Origin of the sequence: Limisalsivibrio acetivorans (assembly GCF_000421105.1) — a bacterium.
GTDB lineage: Bacteria > Chrysiogenota > Deferribacteres > Deferribacterales > Geovibrionaceae > Limisalsivibrio > Limisalsivibrio acetivorans.
Map to the genome: position 1 here is coordinate 363,940 of NZ_ATWF01000002.1, position 17,551 is coordinate 381,490.

The following is a 17,551-nucleotide window of genomic DNA, read 5'->3' on the forward strand; positions in this document are numbered from 1 at the left end:
AATAAAACATTTTTTAAATTTTGATAAGAGGAAATGTAAAGTATTTACAGAACTTTGATAGCAGGAAAAAATAACAGCCGCCAAAGAGCTGTTTTTATCCTTGATTCTAAAGAATTTAAAACAGATAAACACACTTTTTTACCCCTGCGGGATTTCGATATAACGGTATAAAAAAGAGGACTAAATCCCAAACCCCTCCAATTGGTCTTACCTTACCCCCGTCAACCCCTGCATTAATACGTTTTTCCAATAATATCATCGGTAAAGCCTATATAGAGGGGTCTAGGGTAGTTCTCTATTCATTAACAACCGACCACGCTGGAGCCCAGGCATTCTCCTACCTGTCTGTAGTATCAGCATATATTGCCATACTACCGGTTAATTGCAAAACACCCAAAACAAAAAAGCCCCGGCACGAAAGACCGGGGCTTTTGATATTCAATACAAACCGGGATATACCGGCTTAGAATGCAACTGTTTCGATGTATGTAAGCTCGAAGTCTTCAAGCTTGTCGAATTCGAGATACCTGTAGATCTCTGCCATATTCGGCTCAATCTTCTTCTTAACCATCTCGAAGTATTCCTCAACGGTGGGCATCTGACCCATAAGGGCTGTCACCGCAGTGAGCTCGGCGGAACCGAGGTATACCTGAGAGTTGTCGCCGATACGGTTGGGGAAGTTACGTGTAGATGTGGAGAGGACGTGGGCGTTCGGGTGGACACGACCCTGGTTACCCATGCAGAGTGAACATCCGGGGAGCTCTGTCCTTGCGCCTACACCTGCATAGATGCTGTAGTAGCCCTCTTCCATAAGCTGCATCTCGTCCATCCTTGTAGGGGGAGTTATCCAGATCTGGGTTTTGGGATACTCTTCACCTTCCCATATCTTGCCTGCCGCACGGAAGTGTCCGATGTTCGTCATACAGGAACCGATGAACACCTCATCGACCTTGTTGCCGGAAAGCTCGCTGAGAAGCTTGACATCGTCGGGATCGTTGGGGCATGCGAGGATAGGCTCTGTGATCTCCGCAAGGTCTATCTCAATAACTGCAGCGTACTCTGCGTTCTCATCCCTCTCAAGGAGCTTGGGATCCGCAAGCCACGCCTCGGCATCCTCAATACGCTTCTTGAGGGTCTCCGCATCCTGATAACCCGCATCGATCATCTTCTTCATGAGTGCGATGTTGCTCTTGAGGTAGCTGGCAACGGATTCCTCGCTCAGCTTGATGGTACCACCTGCGGCAGAGCGCTCTGCGGTGGCATCGGTGAGCTCGAAGGCCTGCTCCACAGTAAGATTGGGAAGACCCTCCATCTCAAGGATACGGCCGTTGAAGATATTCTTCTTGTTCTGCTTGGGAACGGTGAGAAGACCCTCTTTGATAGCCCAGTAGGGTATTGCGTTCACAACGTCTCTGAGCGTGATTCCGGGATTGAGCTCACCCTTGAACTTGACGAGTACAGACTCGGGAACGTCGAGGGGCATGAAGCCGAGTGCGCCTGCGAAGGCCACAAGACCGGAGCCGGCGGGGAGTGAAAGCCCCATGGGGAAACGTGTATGGGAATCTCCGCCCGTACCGAGTGTATCGGGGAGGAGGAGCCTGTTAAGCCAGCTGTGGATAACACCATCACCGGGGCGGAGGGCAACACCCTTGCGGGAACTGATAAACTCGGGAAGCGACTTGTGCATAGTAACATCCGCTGGCTTGGGGTATGCCGCTGTGTGGCAGAAGGACTGCATGAACATATCCGCCTGGAATTCAAGGCATGCAAGCTCTTTGATCTCATCCCTCGTCATCGGTCCGGTTGTATCCTGGGAACCCACGGTGGTCATCTTCGGCTCGCATGCTGTACCTGGGAGAACCCCTTCAACACCTGCGGCACGGCCGATGATCTTCTGGCCGAGGGTGTAGCCCTGATTCGGCTTGGGCTCGGGGTTAACGGGTTTGGTGAATATCTCTGCCTCGCCGAGACCGAGAGCCTCACGGGCGTTGTTGGTGAGCTGGCGTCCGATTATGAGGTTAAGACGTCCTCCAGCACGGAACTCATCCTTTATAGTGGAGGGCTTAAGCTCGAAAGTGGAGATAACCTCTCCGCTCTCGCTCTTGATCTCACCCTTCTCGGTGTTGATAACGATAACATCGCCGGTATCGATCTTGTCCACATCGCACATGATGGGAAGGCCGCCGGAGTCCTCTGTGGTATTAAAGAAAATGGGGGCGATAACGTTTCCGATAACAACGCCTCCCCTTCTTTTATTAGGAACGTAGTCTATGTCACGTCCAATCTTCCACATAAGTGAGTTGCAGGCGGACTTTCTGGAGGAGCCCGTACCAACAACATCGCCAACGAATGCTACATCGTAGCCTTCCTCACGGAACTTATCGATGGTGTCGTTCCCTTCGGGCCAGGATGTCTCACCCATGGCAAGGGCGTGAAGGGGGATATCGGGGCGGCTCCATGCATGCTTTGCGGGGGAGAAGTCATCGGTATTGGTCTCGCCGGAAGCCTTGAATACCTTAACCTTGAACTCTTTGGGGAATTCGGGCTTATTGGTGAACCATTCGGCGTTTGCCCAGCTCTCGATAACAGCCTTCGCGTTCTCGTTTGTCTTGGAAAGCTCGAGAACATCGTCGAAGGCGTTGTATACGAGGATAATATTCTTAAGCGCCTCTGCTGCATCCTTACCCAGCTCGCTGTCCTTAAGCAGGTCCACAAGGGGGGCAACGTTGTAGCCACCAAGCATTGTGCCGAGGAGGAAAACCGCCTCTTTTTTATCTATGAGGGGGGAGCTTGCCTCACCCTTGGCAACCTTCTCAAGCCACTCCGCCTTAACCTCGGAGGAGGGGTCAACGCCGGGGGAAACACGGTTTACTATAAGATCCTTGAGAAACTCTTCCTCGCCTTTGGGCGGGTTCTCAAGCATTTTGCATACTTCTGCTGTGAACTCTGCGGAGAGCGGAAGCGGGGGGATTCCCTGCGCCTTTCTCTCTTCTGCGTGCTTAAGGTATTCTTGCAACATAAAGCATCTCCTATTTGTTATTATCATTTCTGTGCCCGAACGCAAGAAGCCGTCATATGCCTGAAACACATACAACAATGCGCACATACTGCGGATACGGGCAGTTATAAAACAGATTCATATCCGATATAAGCAGGTGGACGGTATCCCCCCGCTGCAATCATTAGATTGTATTCTGTATACAATAGTGGGCTGGGATTTGTCAAAATATTTTAGAACATTTTTCTAAGCTTAACAAACATAAGATTTTCAGGGAGGCAAATAAGAGCGGGTACCGGGTGCTGTAATGTCCTCAGAATCGGCTATCCAGCACCTCCAGAGTTTTCTGCAGTTCTGCGATCTGTGTTTCGTCCATGCCGAAGGTAAGTTCCTAGGTCAGCTTCATGTGCATACCGTGGTGCTCACCGAATAGCTCTTCCCCCCTGGGAGTAAGCTTAACGAGCATAGACCGGCGGTCGCTGTCGTTGGGTATACGATCAACAAGCCCCGGCACAATTAGCGAGGCTGTGTGGTGGACAACCTTGCCGGGATTCCTGTTTCCGGCTACGAAGGGGGCAAGAACTATCCACGAATGTCCGCAGGGGTTAATGCCGTGGATTATTCCAAGGATGAAGCTGGATTGAAAAACGGCCTGAAAAAGACTCTCCATGATCTACCTTTTGTTTATTTATTCATGGAGAGCCTAAATACATTTACACTGTTTACCAAGTTGTTTGTTATCCAACCCTAGTCAGTTCTCAATTAAACTCGATATTCATCGAATTGCGGTTCTGCACAAACTCCTCAAGGCTCTTTTTTGCAATGCGCCAGTGCCCTTTGCCGTCGTCCCTCGTGTTCCATGCGGGAAGCTCCACCTTCCAAATCCACCTTTTCACGGTGAGAGGATTAACCTGAAGAACCTCCGCCGCCTGATTCACCGACAGGAAATTATGAGGCACCTTCCTCAGCTCCTCCTGTATGCTTTCTTCTTCCCATGATAGTTCTCTGTACGACATATCCCCCTCCTTTACAAACACAATACGTATATACACGTTACGTGCGTAATAGTCAACAATATTTCCTGTTGTACACCTACGTATTATTTATGTATAGTAGCCATATGGAACTATCAGATAGACTCAAACAACTAAGGAAACATTTCAAAGTATCCCAGGCAGAAATAGGCAGAATCCTCGATGTTGGTCAGCAGGCTGTCTCCCATTACGAAAGCAAGGGAAGCATTGAGGCCTCAAGGCTTGAGATTCTCGCAGATCACTTCAGTGTTGATATTAAATACTTCTACGAAGACGGCCCCATCTCGGACTACCTTGGGAACAGCAAGGGCTCGCTTATGCCCATGGGTGGAATGAATATACCTGTTCCCGCCGGCTGGGAAGAGCTCCTTATACGCATTTCCGCCATGAACTACAACGATATCAAAAGGATCGAAAAGGTTCTGGAGTCCCTTGTGGAGGTATTTGAAGAGGGAAAGAGACAAAGCCCCAAACCCTGAACCCGCCGCTTTTATATTATGCGTACTCTATCCGCCTGTGTGACCGGAGTGCTTTTGTATGGACGAAGAGAAGATATACCCCATCTACTACATACCCTACAGGGATGAATTCTGTACCCCTCTGCCCAGGAGGGGGAGAGGGGGAAAAACCAGAGCTTTGAACAAAAGGATATCAAGGGAAACTCTATCTGAGAAAGTTGAAAAAGGTTATCATTATTATCGATCATTTAAATTCAACAGAGGCCTCCCCGTGGTGGAGCAGATCCTGCTGGAAAAGGGTTCTGAGGCCAAGTCACTCCGTCAGTCCTTCCTGAAAACCACAAAGGCCCGCCTTGTGGGGAGTGCAGGGCTTCGAAGGATACTCTTCTCCGTCGAGGATGAAGCACACCTAGGAAGGATCGCCTCCATGATACGCTACAGCAGAAACACCGACTTTTATTCATCTCTAACCCATTTCGAGGACATCGGCGGTTTCATGCCCGAAGACAAGAGGGAGCTTTCATCACTCTTTTTGCACAGGCTCCATAACGCTCAAAGAGGGGATGATGAACTTATAAAGATCATATGCTTCAGCATCTCCGGTGCGGAGGAGAAAACGGCGGACTTCCTTGCCGGGGAAATCGGTGCGGAAGATGTCCGGCTGAACTGCCTGGGGAGCGGTATCAAAAGCATATACTGCCGGGTCCCTAGCTTGAGGGATAAGCTTGATGTTATCCTGAGCCATTCCCTGATTAGGAACATAGCGGAACAGGAGCAGACAACACTCACCCCTCAATATCTCAGACGGGAAGAGATCCCAGTGGAATGCATAGTAAAGCGGGAGAAGGGGAAGACATACCCTGTGGTCGGGGTGTTCGATACAGGTGTCGCCCCAGGCTCCTACCTCCGGGAATGGGAATACGCATCCCACAGCTTTGTGGAATGCGGCATGGAGAACAACATGCACGGAACCTTCGTTACGGGGAGGCTTCTACAGAAGGGTGAAAACTTCGGCGGTATAATGTATCTGGATATCAACTGCATACCGGATACCTCAAGGCGAAGGGTATGTTTCAGTGATGTGGCTCCGTATATTGAGTGCATGGTAATGAAATACAACGATAGAGTTAAGTTCTGGAACCTGTCCATGGGAACAGATGAACCGGGTGGCAGAAACATAAGCGAGTGTGCAGCGTTCATTGATCACCTGCAGTATAAGTACGATGTGGTATTCATAATACCGACCGGCAACTACCATAAACTCCGCAGCTGGGATATGGAAGAGCTGAAGGACGAGAACAGGTTAACCCCGCCTGCAGACAGCCTGCACGGGATCACTGTGGGGAGTATCACCCAGGAATCGACAAATATACTTCCGGCACTTTATCCCTCCCTCTTTACCCGAAGGGGGAGAGGAGCCTGCATGGCTGTTAAGCCGGATCTTGTTTACTACGGAGGAACCCACGAGATGCGCTTCGGGAGGTATCTTCCGAGAGGAGTGCACTCCATTGGTATCAACAACGAAATAGCCGAAGATACAGGAACATCGCATGCATCACCGCCTGTGGCGGCAGCTGCCGCAGAACTTTATCACACCCTCCTCTTCGCCGGCATGAACACGGACATGGTCAAAGCACTCCTGCTCCACAGGGCTGAGTACCCGTCCGGGGAGGATCAGGATTCTTGTACAGAGGCCACACGCTCATATTACGGCTGGGGTATACCAACCTTCGGCGACAGTCTCCTCTGCGAAGGAGGGGATACGCTCACATTTATTACCTGCGGCAGACTCAAGACGGGGTGCATTATGGAAGTAGGCTCCATTACCGTCCCACCCGAACTGCTTGAAAACGGTAAACTTAGCGGGAGGATAGATATGACCCTCTCGTCAAAGGTTCCAGTAAACCCCGAATTCCCCGATTTCTACACCTGCATAAACCTCGAAGCATCACTCGGGTTTTATGAAAAAGGGAACTGGAGGAGCATACTCTCAGGCAAAGATATCTCCGGTATGCCCGATGATGAAGCCCTCAGGGAGGTTTATAAATGGCTACCCACGAAAAAATACACCCAGAGCTTTAAAAAAAAGAAGTGTCCAGGTATACTTATTCTGAGACTAAGCACTTCACGGAGGGATTTCCACGAAGGGGATAACGAAATACCGTACGGTGTTGCCATAAGCTTCAGAGGGCATGGGAAAAACATACACAGCAGAGTATGCTCTGAGAACACGGTTTCATCCTTTACTTTTGAAAAGACTGCCGGTAATTATTGACTCTCTGCCACGACAAATTCCGCCACAACGATACACCGGCTTGCTAATATTTAAGTTATATAATATAAATAACTAAAGCAAGTTTCCAGAAATACCGCTTATTCAGAAGGAGACATAATGGGAGCAGAGCTTTCAACTCTCAAAGTTCTTTATGTAGAAGATGAATCTGTCACACGTATGGCTGTTACTCGTGTGCTCCAAAAAAGGGTCGCCGAGGTTTTCTCTGCCAAAGATGGAAAAGAAGGTCTTGATCTGTACACACAGCATAAACCTGATGTTGTTTTGACGGATCTCCAAATGCCCGTTATGGACGGATGGGAGATGATCGCAGAGATCAGAAAAGAGAACGGCAATGTTCCTATTATCGTCATCTCCGCCTATGATTACGAAGATAGCCAGTACAAGGTATGTGATTCTATAGTCAAGCCTGTTATTAAGGATGTTCTTTTCGAAAAGATAGAACGCTGCGCTAAATGATTTAAGACCACAAACCGTATCAAGCTGGATAAACTGAATATCTTCAGAACTTTATAATCCTAGCTTGAACATCAATTACATTTACATCCAACACATCCGAAGCGGTATAAACCCCGTAGAAATATATCCTATACCATTATAAGGACGAGAGGGGCAGAGCCCCCCCCCCTTAATCCATACCTCAGATGCCGTATTTCAAGTTTATCAATATTGTTAACCCTTTACCTCTCTACCTACTCCTTCGGTTCCACCATATCCATTGGGTTAACCAGCTTGTCAAATTCCTCCGCCTTAAGCAGTTTCAACTTCACTGCGGTCTCCTTAAGCGTAAGGTTCTCCTCGAAGGCTGTTTTTGCGATCTTAGCCGCATTCTCATAGCCGATATGCGGGTTCAATGCTGTCACGAGCATCAGGGAATCCTTCAGATATTTAGCGATTATATCCTTATTCGCCTCAATACCCTCTGCGCAGTTCTGCCCGAAGGAGTCCATAGAGTCCGCCAGAAGCTTAACGGACTGGAGGTAGTTGTATATTATAACCGGCTTGAATACGTTCAGTTCAAAATTACCCTGGGAGGCGGCAAAACCTATGGCCGCATCGTTACCCATAACCTGGCAGGAGACCATGGTAACCGCCTCCGCCTGTGTGGGATTCACCTTACCCGGCATGATAGAGCTACCCGGTTCGTTTGCGGGTATAGTAAGCTCACCTATGCCGCATCTGGGGCCGGAGGCGAGCCAACGTATATCGTTTGCGATCTTCATCATATCAGCCGCCAAAGCCTTAAGCGCACCACTGGAATATACTAGGGCGTCGTGGGAAGTGAGCGACTGGAACTTGTTCGGAGCCGTAACAAATCTTTTTCCTGTATGGTCAGAGATCTCCTCTGCGGACATCACGCCCATCTTCGGGTGGGCGTTTATACCAGTCCCCACGGCTGTACCTCCGAGGGCCAGCTCACGCACCCTTTCAAGGCTTTTTTCGATCTGGTCATAGTCCGTATCGAGCATGGCGACATAGCCGCTGAACTCCTGTCCCAACGTAAGGGGAGTAGCATCCTGAAGATGGGTACGCCCTATCTTAACAACACTCTCGAATTCCTTCGCCTTTTCATCGAGCATATCACGCAGTCTCTTTATAGAGGGGAGCAGAACATCCTCCACCTCGGAGACAGCGGCGATGTGCATAGCTGTGGGAAAGGTGTCGTTGGAGCTTTGGGACATGTTCACATGATCGTTGGGGTGAACAAGCTTCTCACTCTTGAAGTCACCGCCGAGGATCTCTGTGGCACGGTTTGCGACAACCTCATTCATGTTCATGTTCGACTGTGTGCCGCTTCCAGTCTGCCATACGGAGAGGGGGAACTGTTCATCCATCTTACCCGAAGTTATCTCATCGCAAGCCTGTACGATGGCGTTCTTCTTATCATCATCCAGCTTTCCCAGCTGGTTATTAACAACAGCGGCGGAACGCTTGAGAACGGCAAAGGCGTAGATAAGCCTGATGGGCATCTTCTCCCAGCCTATACGGAAATTCTGAAGGCTTCTCTGGGTCTGGGCCCCCCAATAGCTCGATTCGGGAACCTCTATCTCACCCATCGTGTCCTTCTCAATCCTCGTTTTCATGTATACCTCCATAGATGTTCATAGATTCTTAAAACATTGTAACATGCCTGTGTTCCTATTAACAGGCTATTAGGTCAATATTACTCTTATTTATAATGGTCCAAAATAAACCGTCGTTCAACCCCGGACTTGAAAAATAAATACAGATGGTATACAAAATACAATCAGGCTAAACGTATTATAACCTGCTATTAGAAATTCTAATACGTTAATAAATGAGGTGGATATGGAACTCAAAGATGCAATGTTGGAACTGATCCGCAAATGTTCCACAGATCTTTCTCCCGATGTGGAGAAGGCTATCAAAGAGGCGTATGAAACCGAGGATGAGAGGACTTCTGCAAAGAACGTTTTCGGAACCATCCTTGAGAATATCGCCCTTGCCAGAGAGGCTTCCAGCCCTATCTGTCAGGACACGGGTGCGATCGTCTGTTATGTGGACTTCCCCGTGGGCGATAGTGAGAAGAAGTACCGTGAGGCTCTTGAGTGGGCGGCGGCTGAGGCTACCAAGCTCCAGTACCTACGTCCCAACGCCGTTGATCCCATAACAGGCAAGAACTCCGGCAACAATATCGGCGTAAACGCACCCTACATGCACTTTCACCAGTGGGACAAGGACGAGGTTCGTGTCCGTCTCATGCTGAAAGGTGGCGGTTCCGAGAATGTGGGTGCCCAGTATAAGCTCCCCGACACCGGACTCAAGGCCGGACGTGACCTCAGAGGCGTCCGCAAGGTTATAATTGATGCGGTTCTTAAGGCTCAGGGACAGGGATGCGCACCCGGAATAATCGGCGTCGGCATCGGCGGCGACAGGGTTACCTCCTTCGCTCTCTCCAAGGAGCAGTTCTTCCGCACCCTCGGTGAGAGGAGCGAGAATCCCGATCTAGCAGCCCTTGAGGAAGAGCTTATGGATGATCTTAACAAGCTCAACATCGGCCCCATGGGCTTCGGCGGAAAGACAACCGCCCTCGGCGTAAACATCGCAGCTCAGCACAGGCATCCGGCTACCTACTACGTATCCATTTCTTACACCTGCTGGGCATACCGCAGAAAATCCATGACCATAAAGGGGAGCGAGGTGAGCTATGATTAAGCTTCAGACGCCTATTTCAGAGGAGCAGATCAGAGAACTTAAGGTTGGAGACGAGGTTTCACTCAGCGGAACCATCGTTACAGCCAGAGATGCGGCCCACAAGCTCATGGTTGAGGAGAAGCCGGACTTCATCAGGGAGCACCTGAAGGATTCCGTTATCTACCACTGCGGACCCGTTGTTAAGAAGGATGATAACGGTGAGTACTCCTTCATCGCTGCAGGACCCACAACATCTTCACGTGAGGAACCCTATCAGGCGGACGTAATGTGTGAATACAGCGTCCGTGCGGTTATCGGCAAAGGGGGCATGGGCCCCAAAACAGCCGAAGGGCTCAAGAAATGCGGCGGTGTATACCTCCATGCGGTAGGCGGAGCGGGCTCGCTCATTGCCCAGCGTGTGACAAAGGTGGAAACCGTTTATAAGCTTGAGGAGTTCGGAACACCCGAGGCGTTCTGGGTTATCAAGGTGGAGGATTTCCCCTGCGTTGTAACGATGGACAGCCACGGCGGCAGCCTTCACAAGGATATCCTCGAGATGTCCACTAAGAAGGCCGAAGAGCTCATGAGCAAGTAATCAAACTGCTGATTATGGAATTCGCTAAATAAATGAAAAGCCCGCTGAACTCGGCGGGCTTTTTTATAACATTATCAATGCTCACAAAAAAACCCGCCTTATGGGCGGGTTTTTTGAACTCTATTCATAAAGAAATTGACGGGTTTCTTTATTGCTTACTTGGTTACTGATTTGATAATTGTCAGCTCGTAGTCGGGGTGTGTGAATGAGCCGTGGGCGTTGGGGAAGTTCTTGTAGAGCCATCCGTCGAAGAAAAGCTGGCCTTCCTCGTAGATCTTGATCTTCGCAACGGGGTTGTTCTCCTCGGCGGAACGGGTAGTGAATGCGCCGTCCGTATCGATTACGAAGTCGGGTATGTAGTGCTCAACCTCTATTGCGTAAGGTGTGCCCTTAACCTCAGCCTTCTGGCCTATAAGGACCTCTGTCTGAACATCTATCCCCTCTGTCTCGTTCTTAACTCCGAGGATGAGGCTCTTATATTTGTCGGATACCTCTTTGGGTATCTTGATAGTCTTTTCCTTGGGCATGTTCATGCCTGCGTGGGGGTTCTCACCATCTGCCATACCTGCGCCCATATCTCCATGGGGGTTGGCATCCTTAGGATCCTTATTCTGGGCCTGATCCTGAACCTGGGGAGCTTTTTCAGCATCTTCGTCCTCAACAACACCCTGAGAACAAGCGATTACACTGAACATTGCTGCAATAATGAAGATTGTATAAAGAGCTCTAAGCATATTTTCCCTCACTTTATTTAAAACAAAAAAAGAAAAAAACGGAGCGGGAGGGATTCGAACCCTCGGTACGGCGTTATACCGTACACTCGCTTAGCAGGCGAGCGCCTTCAGCCTAACTCGGCCACCACTCCTTGGTAATTGGTTTCAAACGGAGGAGGTAGGATTCGAACCCACGGAAGGCTCACACCTTCAACGGTTTTCAAGACCGCCTCCTTAAGCCAGACTCGGACACTCCTCCGTAACAGCGAACACAATATATAAAATAACTTTGACAATTTTTCAAGGATCTTTTTCTAATAATTCATAATACCTAAGCCGATCTCGCATGAAATCCGACAATTCCGCTTCCAGATGAACCGGTGTACCCCGTTCATCAATAAAATCCAATGATTTTGCAAACAGGGTGAGCCTTCTGTCATCTATCCTTTCGTTATAGAGGAAATCCTGCTCCAGAGGATGGCCGTGGGCCCTGAGGTGGACACGTATCTGGTGGGTTCTCCCCGTATGTAGCTGTGCCTCCACAAGGCTTGCACGCTCAGACACCACCTTGGGATAGAAGGATGTCACAGCCCTGCGCCCGCTTTTGAAATTAATCTTATACCGCCCCTTCTGGTTCCTCTTGGATATGGGGAGCATAACCGTAACGGCCTCGGGCATAGCACCCTTAACAATAGCGAGGTAGCGTTTCTCCGTCCTCCCCTCCTCCATAAGCGTATTCATATAGCTGTGAAAGGACTTGGTTTTCGCAAATATCATAACACCGCCCGTTCCGGAATCCAGCCTGTGGACTACGTATAACCTACCGAATTCCTTCTCGAGCACTCTCTGGAGAGTGGGGATAGTCTCATCGTAGCGGTCGGGGAGAACATGAAGTCCATGGGGCTTGATGACGGCAACCCAGTCCGCTGTCTCCTGAAGTACTTTAATGTTATGCATCAGAATACGTATTTCGCCTCCGTATAGACTCTGTCGCTCTTCCTGATGCTCTCCATCATATCCCTGCTTCCTCCGTTGTAAAGCCCTAATCCGCCCCTTAGAGTGAGCCTGTCAGTCTGCTCCCACTCAGCCTCAATCCGCTGAAGGTATCCACCTGACCCCCACTCTCTATAGGCATAAGCCAGATATGTAAGCTCCAGACGTTCGTTGTACATATTCTTTGTTACCCTGAGAACCGTTTCCAGCTCATCCTCCCTGCTACCGCTGAGCCTCTCTATCCTCTCTTCGTGATCAAAGGTATGCCTGTCCGCCAGCTCAAGGGATACCGTCATATCCTCAAAACCGCTGTACTCGCCCCCAAGCAGGATATCACCCCTGGGCTTTTCATCCTCCGAACCGGTATAGCGCAGACGGCTGAAATAAGCCCCCTCACCCTTGAGAAGCCAGTTTCCCTCGGCGATATTCACCGAAAACCCCAGCATCTCCGTAAAATCGTGAAGCCTTTCACCCATACGGATGTATCCCGTATCATCATGGATCTTCGCCGCATAGAGGCTGAGATCCCATCCAGAAAATATACCATTAAGGGCGGCGGCATACTCGGTTTCTGAACCGCCGTCTGCTGGCTTAACATCGTCAATCTCATAGGGAGCCGGATAGTAGTCGCTCCCATACGGCGGCAGTTTGTCCAGCCTGTTTTCATGGACGGCTATGAGTGCTAGGTTCCAGTCACCGAAGTAGTAATCAGCCTTGGTCATGAACACGGGGAGACGAAGGTCTTCGATATCAGTCAAACCGGGCTCACGCTTGTCCATAGGATTCAGTACATCGGTTATACGTATATTGTCCGATTTTCCCCAGACAACAACCTGGCGGCCTATCTTGAGATCCAGTGCAGAGAATGGTGTAGCGAGTATATATGCCGAGCGAAGCTCCAGTTCCTCAGCCCGGTCATCAACCTCGTTGTGGGTGTATCCATCATCACCCCTGATGCCGAAAACGAGGTCACGACTGTATTTCACGGACACAAAAAACTCCAGATTCATTGAGGGCTTGTACTCCACATCCTCCTGAAACTCCCCCCGCAGTGCGGCGAGACCCTGTCTACCCCTTTCCGCACTGTGCGCATAGGATGAGTACAGTGAGATGCTTGTGGTAAAGTCAAAATCCGAGCGTTCGCCGGATGAGTTTTCAACACTTACGGATTCACCGGAGCCGAAGCCCTCCATAACGGAGTCCAGCTCACCTGAGGTGGCATTATCCGAAGGTGTATCGAAGTTCTGCAAAAGCTCGTCAACATCCTGCGCTTGTACGGGAGTGAACGTACAAAAAAGTAGAATGCCGGCAGCAACAATTAATCTCACAACCCCTTCTCCAGCCTTCTTATGGTGAACATATCCTCGGAAAGATCCTGATAGAGTTTAATGTTGTCAATCTTCATGACCGTCTTATGCTTAGTAACGTTTCCGGACTTCTTCGTCATGTGCACCTCACGGTTCATCCAGATCCCGTCTATCTTCTCCATCTTTATCACATCCAGATACTTCATATCTCCGCCGGTGTTCTCCCAGTGAACTGCACGGGTGAGTGTATAGTTATCCTTGCGGATGAACAGATAGGACTTGCTGTAGCCTGTCTCATCGGCCACCGCCTCGCTCACAGCCTCTGCTTCGATAACCCAGACATCCTCACCCTTAACGTTCATCTCCTTGATGATGCGGAAGCGCCAGTCGGGGAGCTCCCTCTCGGTCATATCGGAGTAGTTGAAGTCCGAGCCCATAAAACTGCCGCTCTTGTCATCCGATGCGATACGCTTTGTTTTCTTGAGAGCGGGGAGATAAAGCCACTGATCATCATCCTTGTCCGGATCGTCATAGTCGTAGGTTAAGAAACCAGTGTCCTTAACATCAGCAGGGGAGGTGAAGAACATAAGCTGCATGGTATCCTCCCCCTTATCTTTGGAGAATGAGCGCATATCACGCACCCGTTCGCTTCCGTTCTTGTCTATGAGGATCATCTTCATATCAGATGTTATGTCGTCCCCATCATCCCTGTCCTGTACCTTCTGCATTATCTCCCTTGCCTCGGGCTCATCCTCAAAGGCGTACCCCGTAAGGGCGAATGTCATTATCATCAATATTACCAGTATCTTTCTCATTCCTGATTTCCTCCTTTCTTATCCTTCATGAAAACCGCCAGAAGAGCCGGTGCGAGAACAAAGTCAGATAAAAGGGCCAGCGCAACGGCTGTCGCAGTGATCAGGCCAAAGTTAAACAGATTGTTCATCTGTGCAGCTGTATAGATCAGAAATCCTGCGCTCAAAACAAGCGTTGTTGTGAGCATGGCTCTTCCGGTGGTTTGCAGTGTATTATGTACCGTTTCTGCGACACTCCCAGTCTCGTCGTAGTATCGGCGGAAGTTGTGCATAAAATGTATCGTATCATCCACAGCGAGACCGATGGCTATACTCCCCACGAGCATGGTGAACATATCAAGGGGAAGCTTGAACCAGCCTATGAAAGCCATGGCCACCACAATGGGGGCAAGGTTCGGTATCATACTCAACAGACCGAGGCCGAAATGGCCTATGAGGAGAATCATCATTATCGTGATCACCACCGCCGCAATGATATAGCTTTTGGCCATGGAATCTATGGTGGCTGTGATAGTCCTTGAGGTGAGTGCCACCATACCAGTTATATGTGTCTTCGCACCGGGGAGTGCCTCCGCCAGCTTCTGCTCCATATCCGCAAGGAAGCCGGTGTACTCTATGGCATCCGCCCAGGGGAGCTTCATGGTTATCCTTGCCTTCTGGAACTTGTTATCCACAAGGTCCTCGAGGTCATCGGAGCCGGTATTCTCAAACAGGACAAACTCCTGCGCTATGAGCTGTTCGTTATCGGGGACGCTGTAGTACTCCTCCCTGTTCTCGTTTAATGCCTTGTTGATCTCCTTGAGCACATCGGAGAGTGCTATGGTTTTACCCACGGATATTTCACCGTTGCTCATCCCCTCGCTCTCAAGCTTAAACCGGTTCATACTTTTCATGATTCCAGGGTCGTAAAGACCGTTCTCACCACCTGTCTCAACTATCCCCTCCATGGTAGTGGAACCCTTCAGGTGCTCATCAATGAAGAGAGTATCCTCCTTGACGGACGCATGGTCAGGAAGCCAGGCAAGAAAGTTATGGGAGAACTCCACCCTGCTAAGCCCAATCCCTGCTATGACCAATAATACCGCAAAGGCACTGAGTACCGTTTTATTTCTGTTTACTGAGAAATCACCCACGGCGGCGAGGAAGCTGTCCAGCCTGCTCTCCCCCAGCTCCACCCTCTTCTCCGGCTGTTTTATGGGGAGCAGGGATATAAGTGCGGGAATTATCGTTACGCTGTAAAAGAATGCAAGCAGGACGCCTATGGAGGCAAAAACACCCAGATCCGCAATCGGTGCTATTCCGGCCGTGGAGAAGGAGGCAAGACCGGAGGCAGTGGTGAGGCTTGTCATGAAGATGGCAAGACCGGAGTGACCCATGGAGTATCTGAGTGCTGTTTTCTTATCATCCCCAAGGTTCATGCGGCGGAGGAATATCGCTAGGATATGCACCGAAGCACCCACGCACACCGCCAGCAGGAAGGATGGGAGTACATTAGTAGGCGTTTTATAGGCAACACCGGTTGCAGCCATAAGGGATACTGTGGAAAGTACGGAAGTTATCACAACCACCAGCGCCATGAACACAAAGGAAATGCGGCGGAACATCAGATACAGCAGGACAACAATGGCGGCGATGGAGAGGAGTATAAACCGTCTGAGGTCATTCATCATCCAGTACTTAAGCATCTCCGTAACCATAGGAGAGCCGGCAACATGAAGCTTATACCCTTTCTCTGCCTCAAACTTCGAGATAATACCGTTTACCGCATCTATAATCTCACGGTTCTCCTCCGGAGTAAGGTACTCTCTGTCGCTTTTTGCGGTCAGGGAGGTGTCATCAAACCCTGAAAAGACATCATCGGAAACACCCTTACTGCTATAGGTGTCGGTTTTGATTACTATCGTGGCGTGCCTGCCGTCTTCAGAGAAAACCTGATCGACATATAATGGATTCGAATACGCCTCCTCCTTGAGCTTTTCCACAGCCTCCTGCGACTCGGGGAAATCCTCCAGAAAATCCTCAACGATAAGCTCGTCCTCTGTGCCGATGGTTCTTCTGGTATTAATAAGGCTTGTTACCTCATCAAGGTACGGAACGTTATCCTCAATTCTAGTGTGCAGATCCTCCAGATCCTTTAGAAAGCCCAGCTCAAAGACCTCATCCGTTTCAACGGCCACGATGATAACCTCGTCCCTGCCGTACTGGTCCCGAAACTCATTATATGCTATCAACGCAGGGTCGTTTTCATGGAGGAAGCCCTCTGTGCTGGTGTCCACTGTAATGCCGGGAAGCTGGCTGAAAAGTAACGCAAATACTATCACATAGAAGGCAAGCACTTTCAGCCGGTTATCGTAGATGCGATCCGATGCGCCCTCAAAAAAACCTTCGAGCCTCTTTCTCATTCTACCCATCTATGCCTCCAGCCCTTTTAGGAACATCTGCGCAGAGATCTCTGCTGTTTTCCTGTAATCGAGTTCCGGGAGTTCAAAATCCCCCATCTTCCCCATCTCTGCTGCCCTTTCAAAAGCAGGTCTTGATTTATGCAGAACAAGGGAATGTCCGAGAACCATATAGTATGCCATTATCGGATTCACCTTCCTGAACACGCCGGCATTTTCCCCATCTTTCAGTATCTGGGAGAATATACTCAGAACACCGCTCACAATATCCATGACCTCCGACGTTATATGCTCTCCGCCGGAGGCGACCTCATGGAGCATTACCGAAGGAAAGTCCGCATTCTCCTGCTTGAAACGATGCAGAACCTCGATAAATGCCTTGAGCTTTTCCACATGGCCATCCGCTTTATCTACACCCTCCCTCAACATCTCTGTTATTTTGGTGAATGTGCACTTAAGAACCTCCACATAGGTTTCGTCCTTGCCGCCGATGTGATAGTAGATTGTCGCCTTATTCACCCCGGCCATTCGGGCTATTTCGTCCACCCTTCCCCCGGCATAGCCTTTATCTGCAAAATGCTTCGTGGCGGCGGTTATTATCCTGTCTCGTGTGTCCTGTTCCATTTGTAAACCTCTACTAACCATTTAGTTTAACTAACTGGTTATATAAATACAGCCTTCCCCCATATTATTCAAGGGATTTTTTTGATTTTTTAAAAATGAACCGCTGTACAGCCTGCAGCCGGACAGAGCACAATGTGCTGAAAGGTGGTGTTTGAAGTAGAAACTTGAT

15 protein-coding genes and 2 tRNA genes are annotated in these 17,551 nt (G+C 49.6%); 5 read left to right on the top strand and 12 right to left on the bottom strand.

The annotated features are described in order from the left end of the window. Positions 1-463: 463 nt before the first annotated feature. The 3 genes from acnB to K300_RS0112930 form a co-directional block, all read right to left on the bottom strand. Positions 464-3,019, bottom strand: coding sequence for a bifunctional aconitate hydratase 2/2-methylisocitrate dehydratase (gene acnB / locus K300_RS0112920; RefSeq protein ID WP_022852097.1), 2,556 nt, complete (start codon positions 3,017-3,019; stop codon positions 464-466). Between the two features lie 370 nt (positions 3,020-3,389). After that, positions 3,390-3,668, bottom strand: coding sequence for a helix-turn-helix domain-containing protein (locus K300_RS0112925; protein WP_026836456.1), 279 nt, complete (start codon positions 3,666-3,668; stop codon positions 3,390-3,392). Positions 3,669-3,756: 88 nt separating this feature from the next. After that, positions 3,757-4,014, bottom strand: a complete 258-nt coding sequence (locus K300_RS0112930; RefSeq protein ID WP_022852098.1) for a helix-turn-helix domain-containing protein — start codon at positions 4,012-4,014, stop codon at positions 3,757-3,759. Positions 4,015-4,118: 104 nt separating this feature from the next. Here K300_RS0112930 and K300_RS15705 point away from each other — a divergent pair, with 104 nt between their 5' ends. From K300_RS15705 to K300_RS0112945, 3 genes are all read left to right on the top strand, one after another. Next, on the top strand, positions 4,119-4,511 hold the full coding sequence (locus tag K300_RS15705) for a helix-turn-helix domain-containing protein (RefSeq protein ID WP_022852099.1): 393 nt from the start codon (positions 4,119-4,121) through the stop codon (positions 4,509-4,511). 58 nt (positions 4,512-4,569) lie between these two features. Then, positions 4,570-6,765, top strand: a complete 2,196-nt coding sequence (locus K300_RS0112940) for a S8 family serine peptidase (protein ID WP_022852100.1) — start codon at positions 4,570-4,572, stop codon at positions 6,763-6,765. A gap of 117 nt (positions 6,766-6,882) precedes the next feature. Then, on the top strand, positions 6,883-7,242 hold the full coding sequence (locus K300_RS0112945) for a response regulator (protein WP_022852101.1): 360 nt from the start codon (positions 6,883-6,885) through the stop codon (positions 7,240-7,242). A gap of 233 nt (positions 7,243-7,475) precedes the next feature. Here K300_RS0112945 and fumC read toward each other — a convergent pair whose 3' ends face one another. Further along, positions 7,476-8,867, bottom strand: a complete 1,392-nt coding sequence (gene fumC / locus K300_RS0112950; RefSeq protein ID WP_022852102.1) for a class II fumarate hydratase — start codon at positions 8,865-8,867, stop codon at positions 7,476-7,478. 226 nt (positions 8,868-9,093) lie between these two features. Between fumC and K300_RS0112955 the strand changes: the two genes are divergently transcribed. Next, on the top strand, positions 9,094-9,960 hold the full coding sequence (locus tag K300_RS0112955; RefSeq protein WP_022852103.1) for a fumarate hydratase: 867 nt from the start codon (positions 9,094-9,096) through the stop codon (positions 9,958-9,960). Further along, a complete protein-coding gene (locus K300_RS0112960; protein ID WP_022852104.1) occupies positions 9,953-10,534 on the top strand; it encodes a FumA C-terminus/TtdB family hydratase beta subunit in 582 nt (193 codons plus the stop codon). The genes K300_RS0112955 and K300_RS0112960 overlap by 8 nt, the downstream gene beginning before the upstream one ends. 155 nt (positions 10,535-10,689) lie before the next feature. Here K300_RS0112960 and K300_RS0112965 read toward each other — a convergent pair whose 3' ends face one another. The 8 genes from K300_RS0112965 to K300_RS16440 all read right to left on the bottom strand — a co-directional run bounded on the left by K300_RS0112965 (position 10,690) and on the right by K300_RS16440 (position 17,382). After that, positions 10,690-11,268, bottom strand: a complete 579-nt coding sequence (locus K300_RS0112965) for a hypothetical protein (protein ID WP_022852105.1) — start codon at positions 11,266-11,268, stop codon at positions 10,690-10,692. Between the two features lie 39 nt (positions 11,269-11,307). Beyond that, a tRNA-Ser gene (locus tag K300_RS0112970) sits at positions 11,308-11,399 on the bottom strand. 18 nt (positions 11,400-11,417) lie between these two features. Next, positions 11,418-11,506, bottom strand: a tRNA-Ser gene (locus tag K300_RS0112975). Between the two features lie 41 nt (positions 11,507-11,547). Next, positions 11,548-12,204, bottom strand: a complete 657-nt coding sequence (locus K300_RS0112980; RefSeq protein ID WP_022852106.1) for an RluA family pseudouridine synthase — start codon at positions 12,202-12,204, stop codon at positions 11,548-11,550. Continuing rightward, the gene (locus K300_RS0112985; RefSeq protein ID WP_155827625.1) at positions 12,204-13,568 is read right to left on the bottom strand and encodes a DUF1302 family protein; all 1,365 of its coding nucleotides are present in this window, start codon (positions 13,566-13,568) and stop codon (positions 12,204-12,206) included. Before K300_RS0112985 ends, K300_RS0112980 begins: the two co-directional genes overlap by 1 nt. Beyond that, on the bottom strand, positions 13,565-14,362 hold the full coding sequence (locus K300_RS0112990; RefSeq protein ID WP_022852108.1) for an outer membrane lipoprotein-sorting protein: 798 nt from the start codon (positions 14,360-14,362) through the stop codon (positions 13,565-13,567). Before K300_RS0112990 ends, K300_RS0112985 begins: the two co-directional genes overlap by 4 nt. Further along, entirely contained in the window at positions 14,359-16,770 is a 2,412-nt protein-coding gene (locus K300_RS0112995) for an efflux RND transporter permease subunit (RefSeq protein ID WP_022852109.1), read from the bottom strand. Before K300_RS0112995 ends, K300_RS0112990 begins: the two co-directional genes overlap by 4 nt. Then, complete coding sequence (locus K300_RS16440; RefSeq protein ID WP_022852110.1) at positions 16,771-17,382, bottom strand: TetR/AcrR family transcriptional regulator; 612 nt, start codon at positions 17,380-17,382, stop codon at positions 16,771-16,773. Between the last annotated feature and the right edge of the window lie 169 nt (positions 17,383-17,551).

Bases quoted from the DNA above. Each gene is read 5' to 3' on its own strand.
- acnB (WP_022852097.1), bottom strand. From the start codon at position 3,019: ATGTTGCAAGAATACCTTAAGCACGCAGAAGAGAGAAAGGCGCAGGGA.
- K300_RS0112925 (WP_026836456.1), bottom strand. From the start codon at position 3,668: ATGGAGAGTCTTTTTCAGGCCGTTTTTCAATCCAGCTTCATCCTTGGA.
- K300_RS0112930 (WP_022852098.1), bottom strand. From the start codon at position 4,014: ATGTCGTACAGAGAACTATCATGGGAAGAAGAAAGCATACAGGAGGAG.
- K300_RS15705 (WP_022852099.1), top strand. From the start codon at position 4,119: ATGGAACTATCAGATAGACTCAAACAACTAAGGAAACATTTCAAAGTA.
- K300_RS0112940 (WP_022852100.1), top strand. From the start codon at position 4,570: ATGGACGAAGAGAAGATATACCCCATCTACTACATACCCTACAGGGAT.
- K300_RS0112945 (WP_022852101.1), top strand. From the start codon at position 6,883: ATGGGAGCAGAGCTTTCAACTCTCAAAGTTCTTTATGTAGAAGATGAA.
- fumC (WP_022852102.1), bottom strand. From the start codon at position 8,867: ATGAAAACGAGGATTGAGAAGGACACGATGGGTGAGATAGAGGTTCCC.
- K300_RS0112955 (WP_022852103.1), top strand. From the start codon at position 9,094: ATGGAACTCAAAGATGCAATGTTGGAACTGATCCGCAAATGTTCCACA.
- K300_RS0112960 (WP_022852104.1), top strand. From the start codon at position 9,953: ATGATTAAGCTTCAGACGCCTATTTCAGAGGAGCAGATCAGAGAACTT.
- K300_RS0112965 (WP_022852105.1), bottom strand. From the start codon at position 11,268: ATGCTTAGAGCTCTTTATACAATCTTCATTATTGCAGCAATGTTCAGT.
- K300_RS0112980 (WP_022852106.1), bottom strand. From the start codon at position 12,204: ATGCATAACATTAAAGTACTTCAGGAGACAGCGGACTGGGTTGCCGTC.
- K300_RS0112990 (WP_022852108.1), bottom strand. From the start codon at position 14,362: ATGAGAAAGATACTGGTAATATTGATGATAATGACATTCGCCCTTACG.
- K300_RS0112995 (WP_022852109.1), bottom strand. From the start codon at position 16,770: ATGGGTAGAATGAGAAAGAGGCTCGAAGGTTTTTTTGAGGGCGCATCG.
- K300_RS16440 (WP_022852110.1), bottom strand. From the start codon at position 17,382: ATGGAACAGGACACACGAGACAGGATAATAACCGCCGCCACGAAGCAT.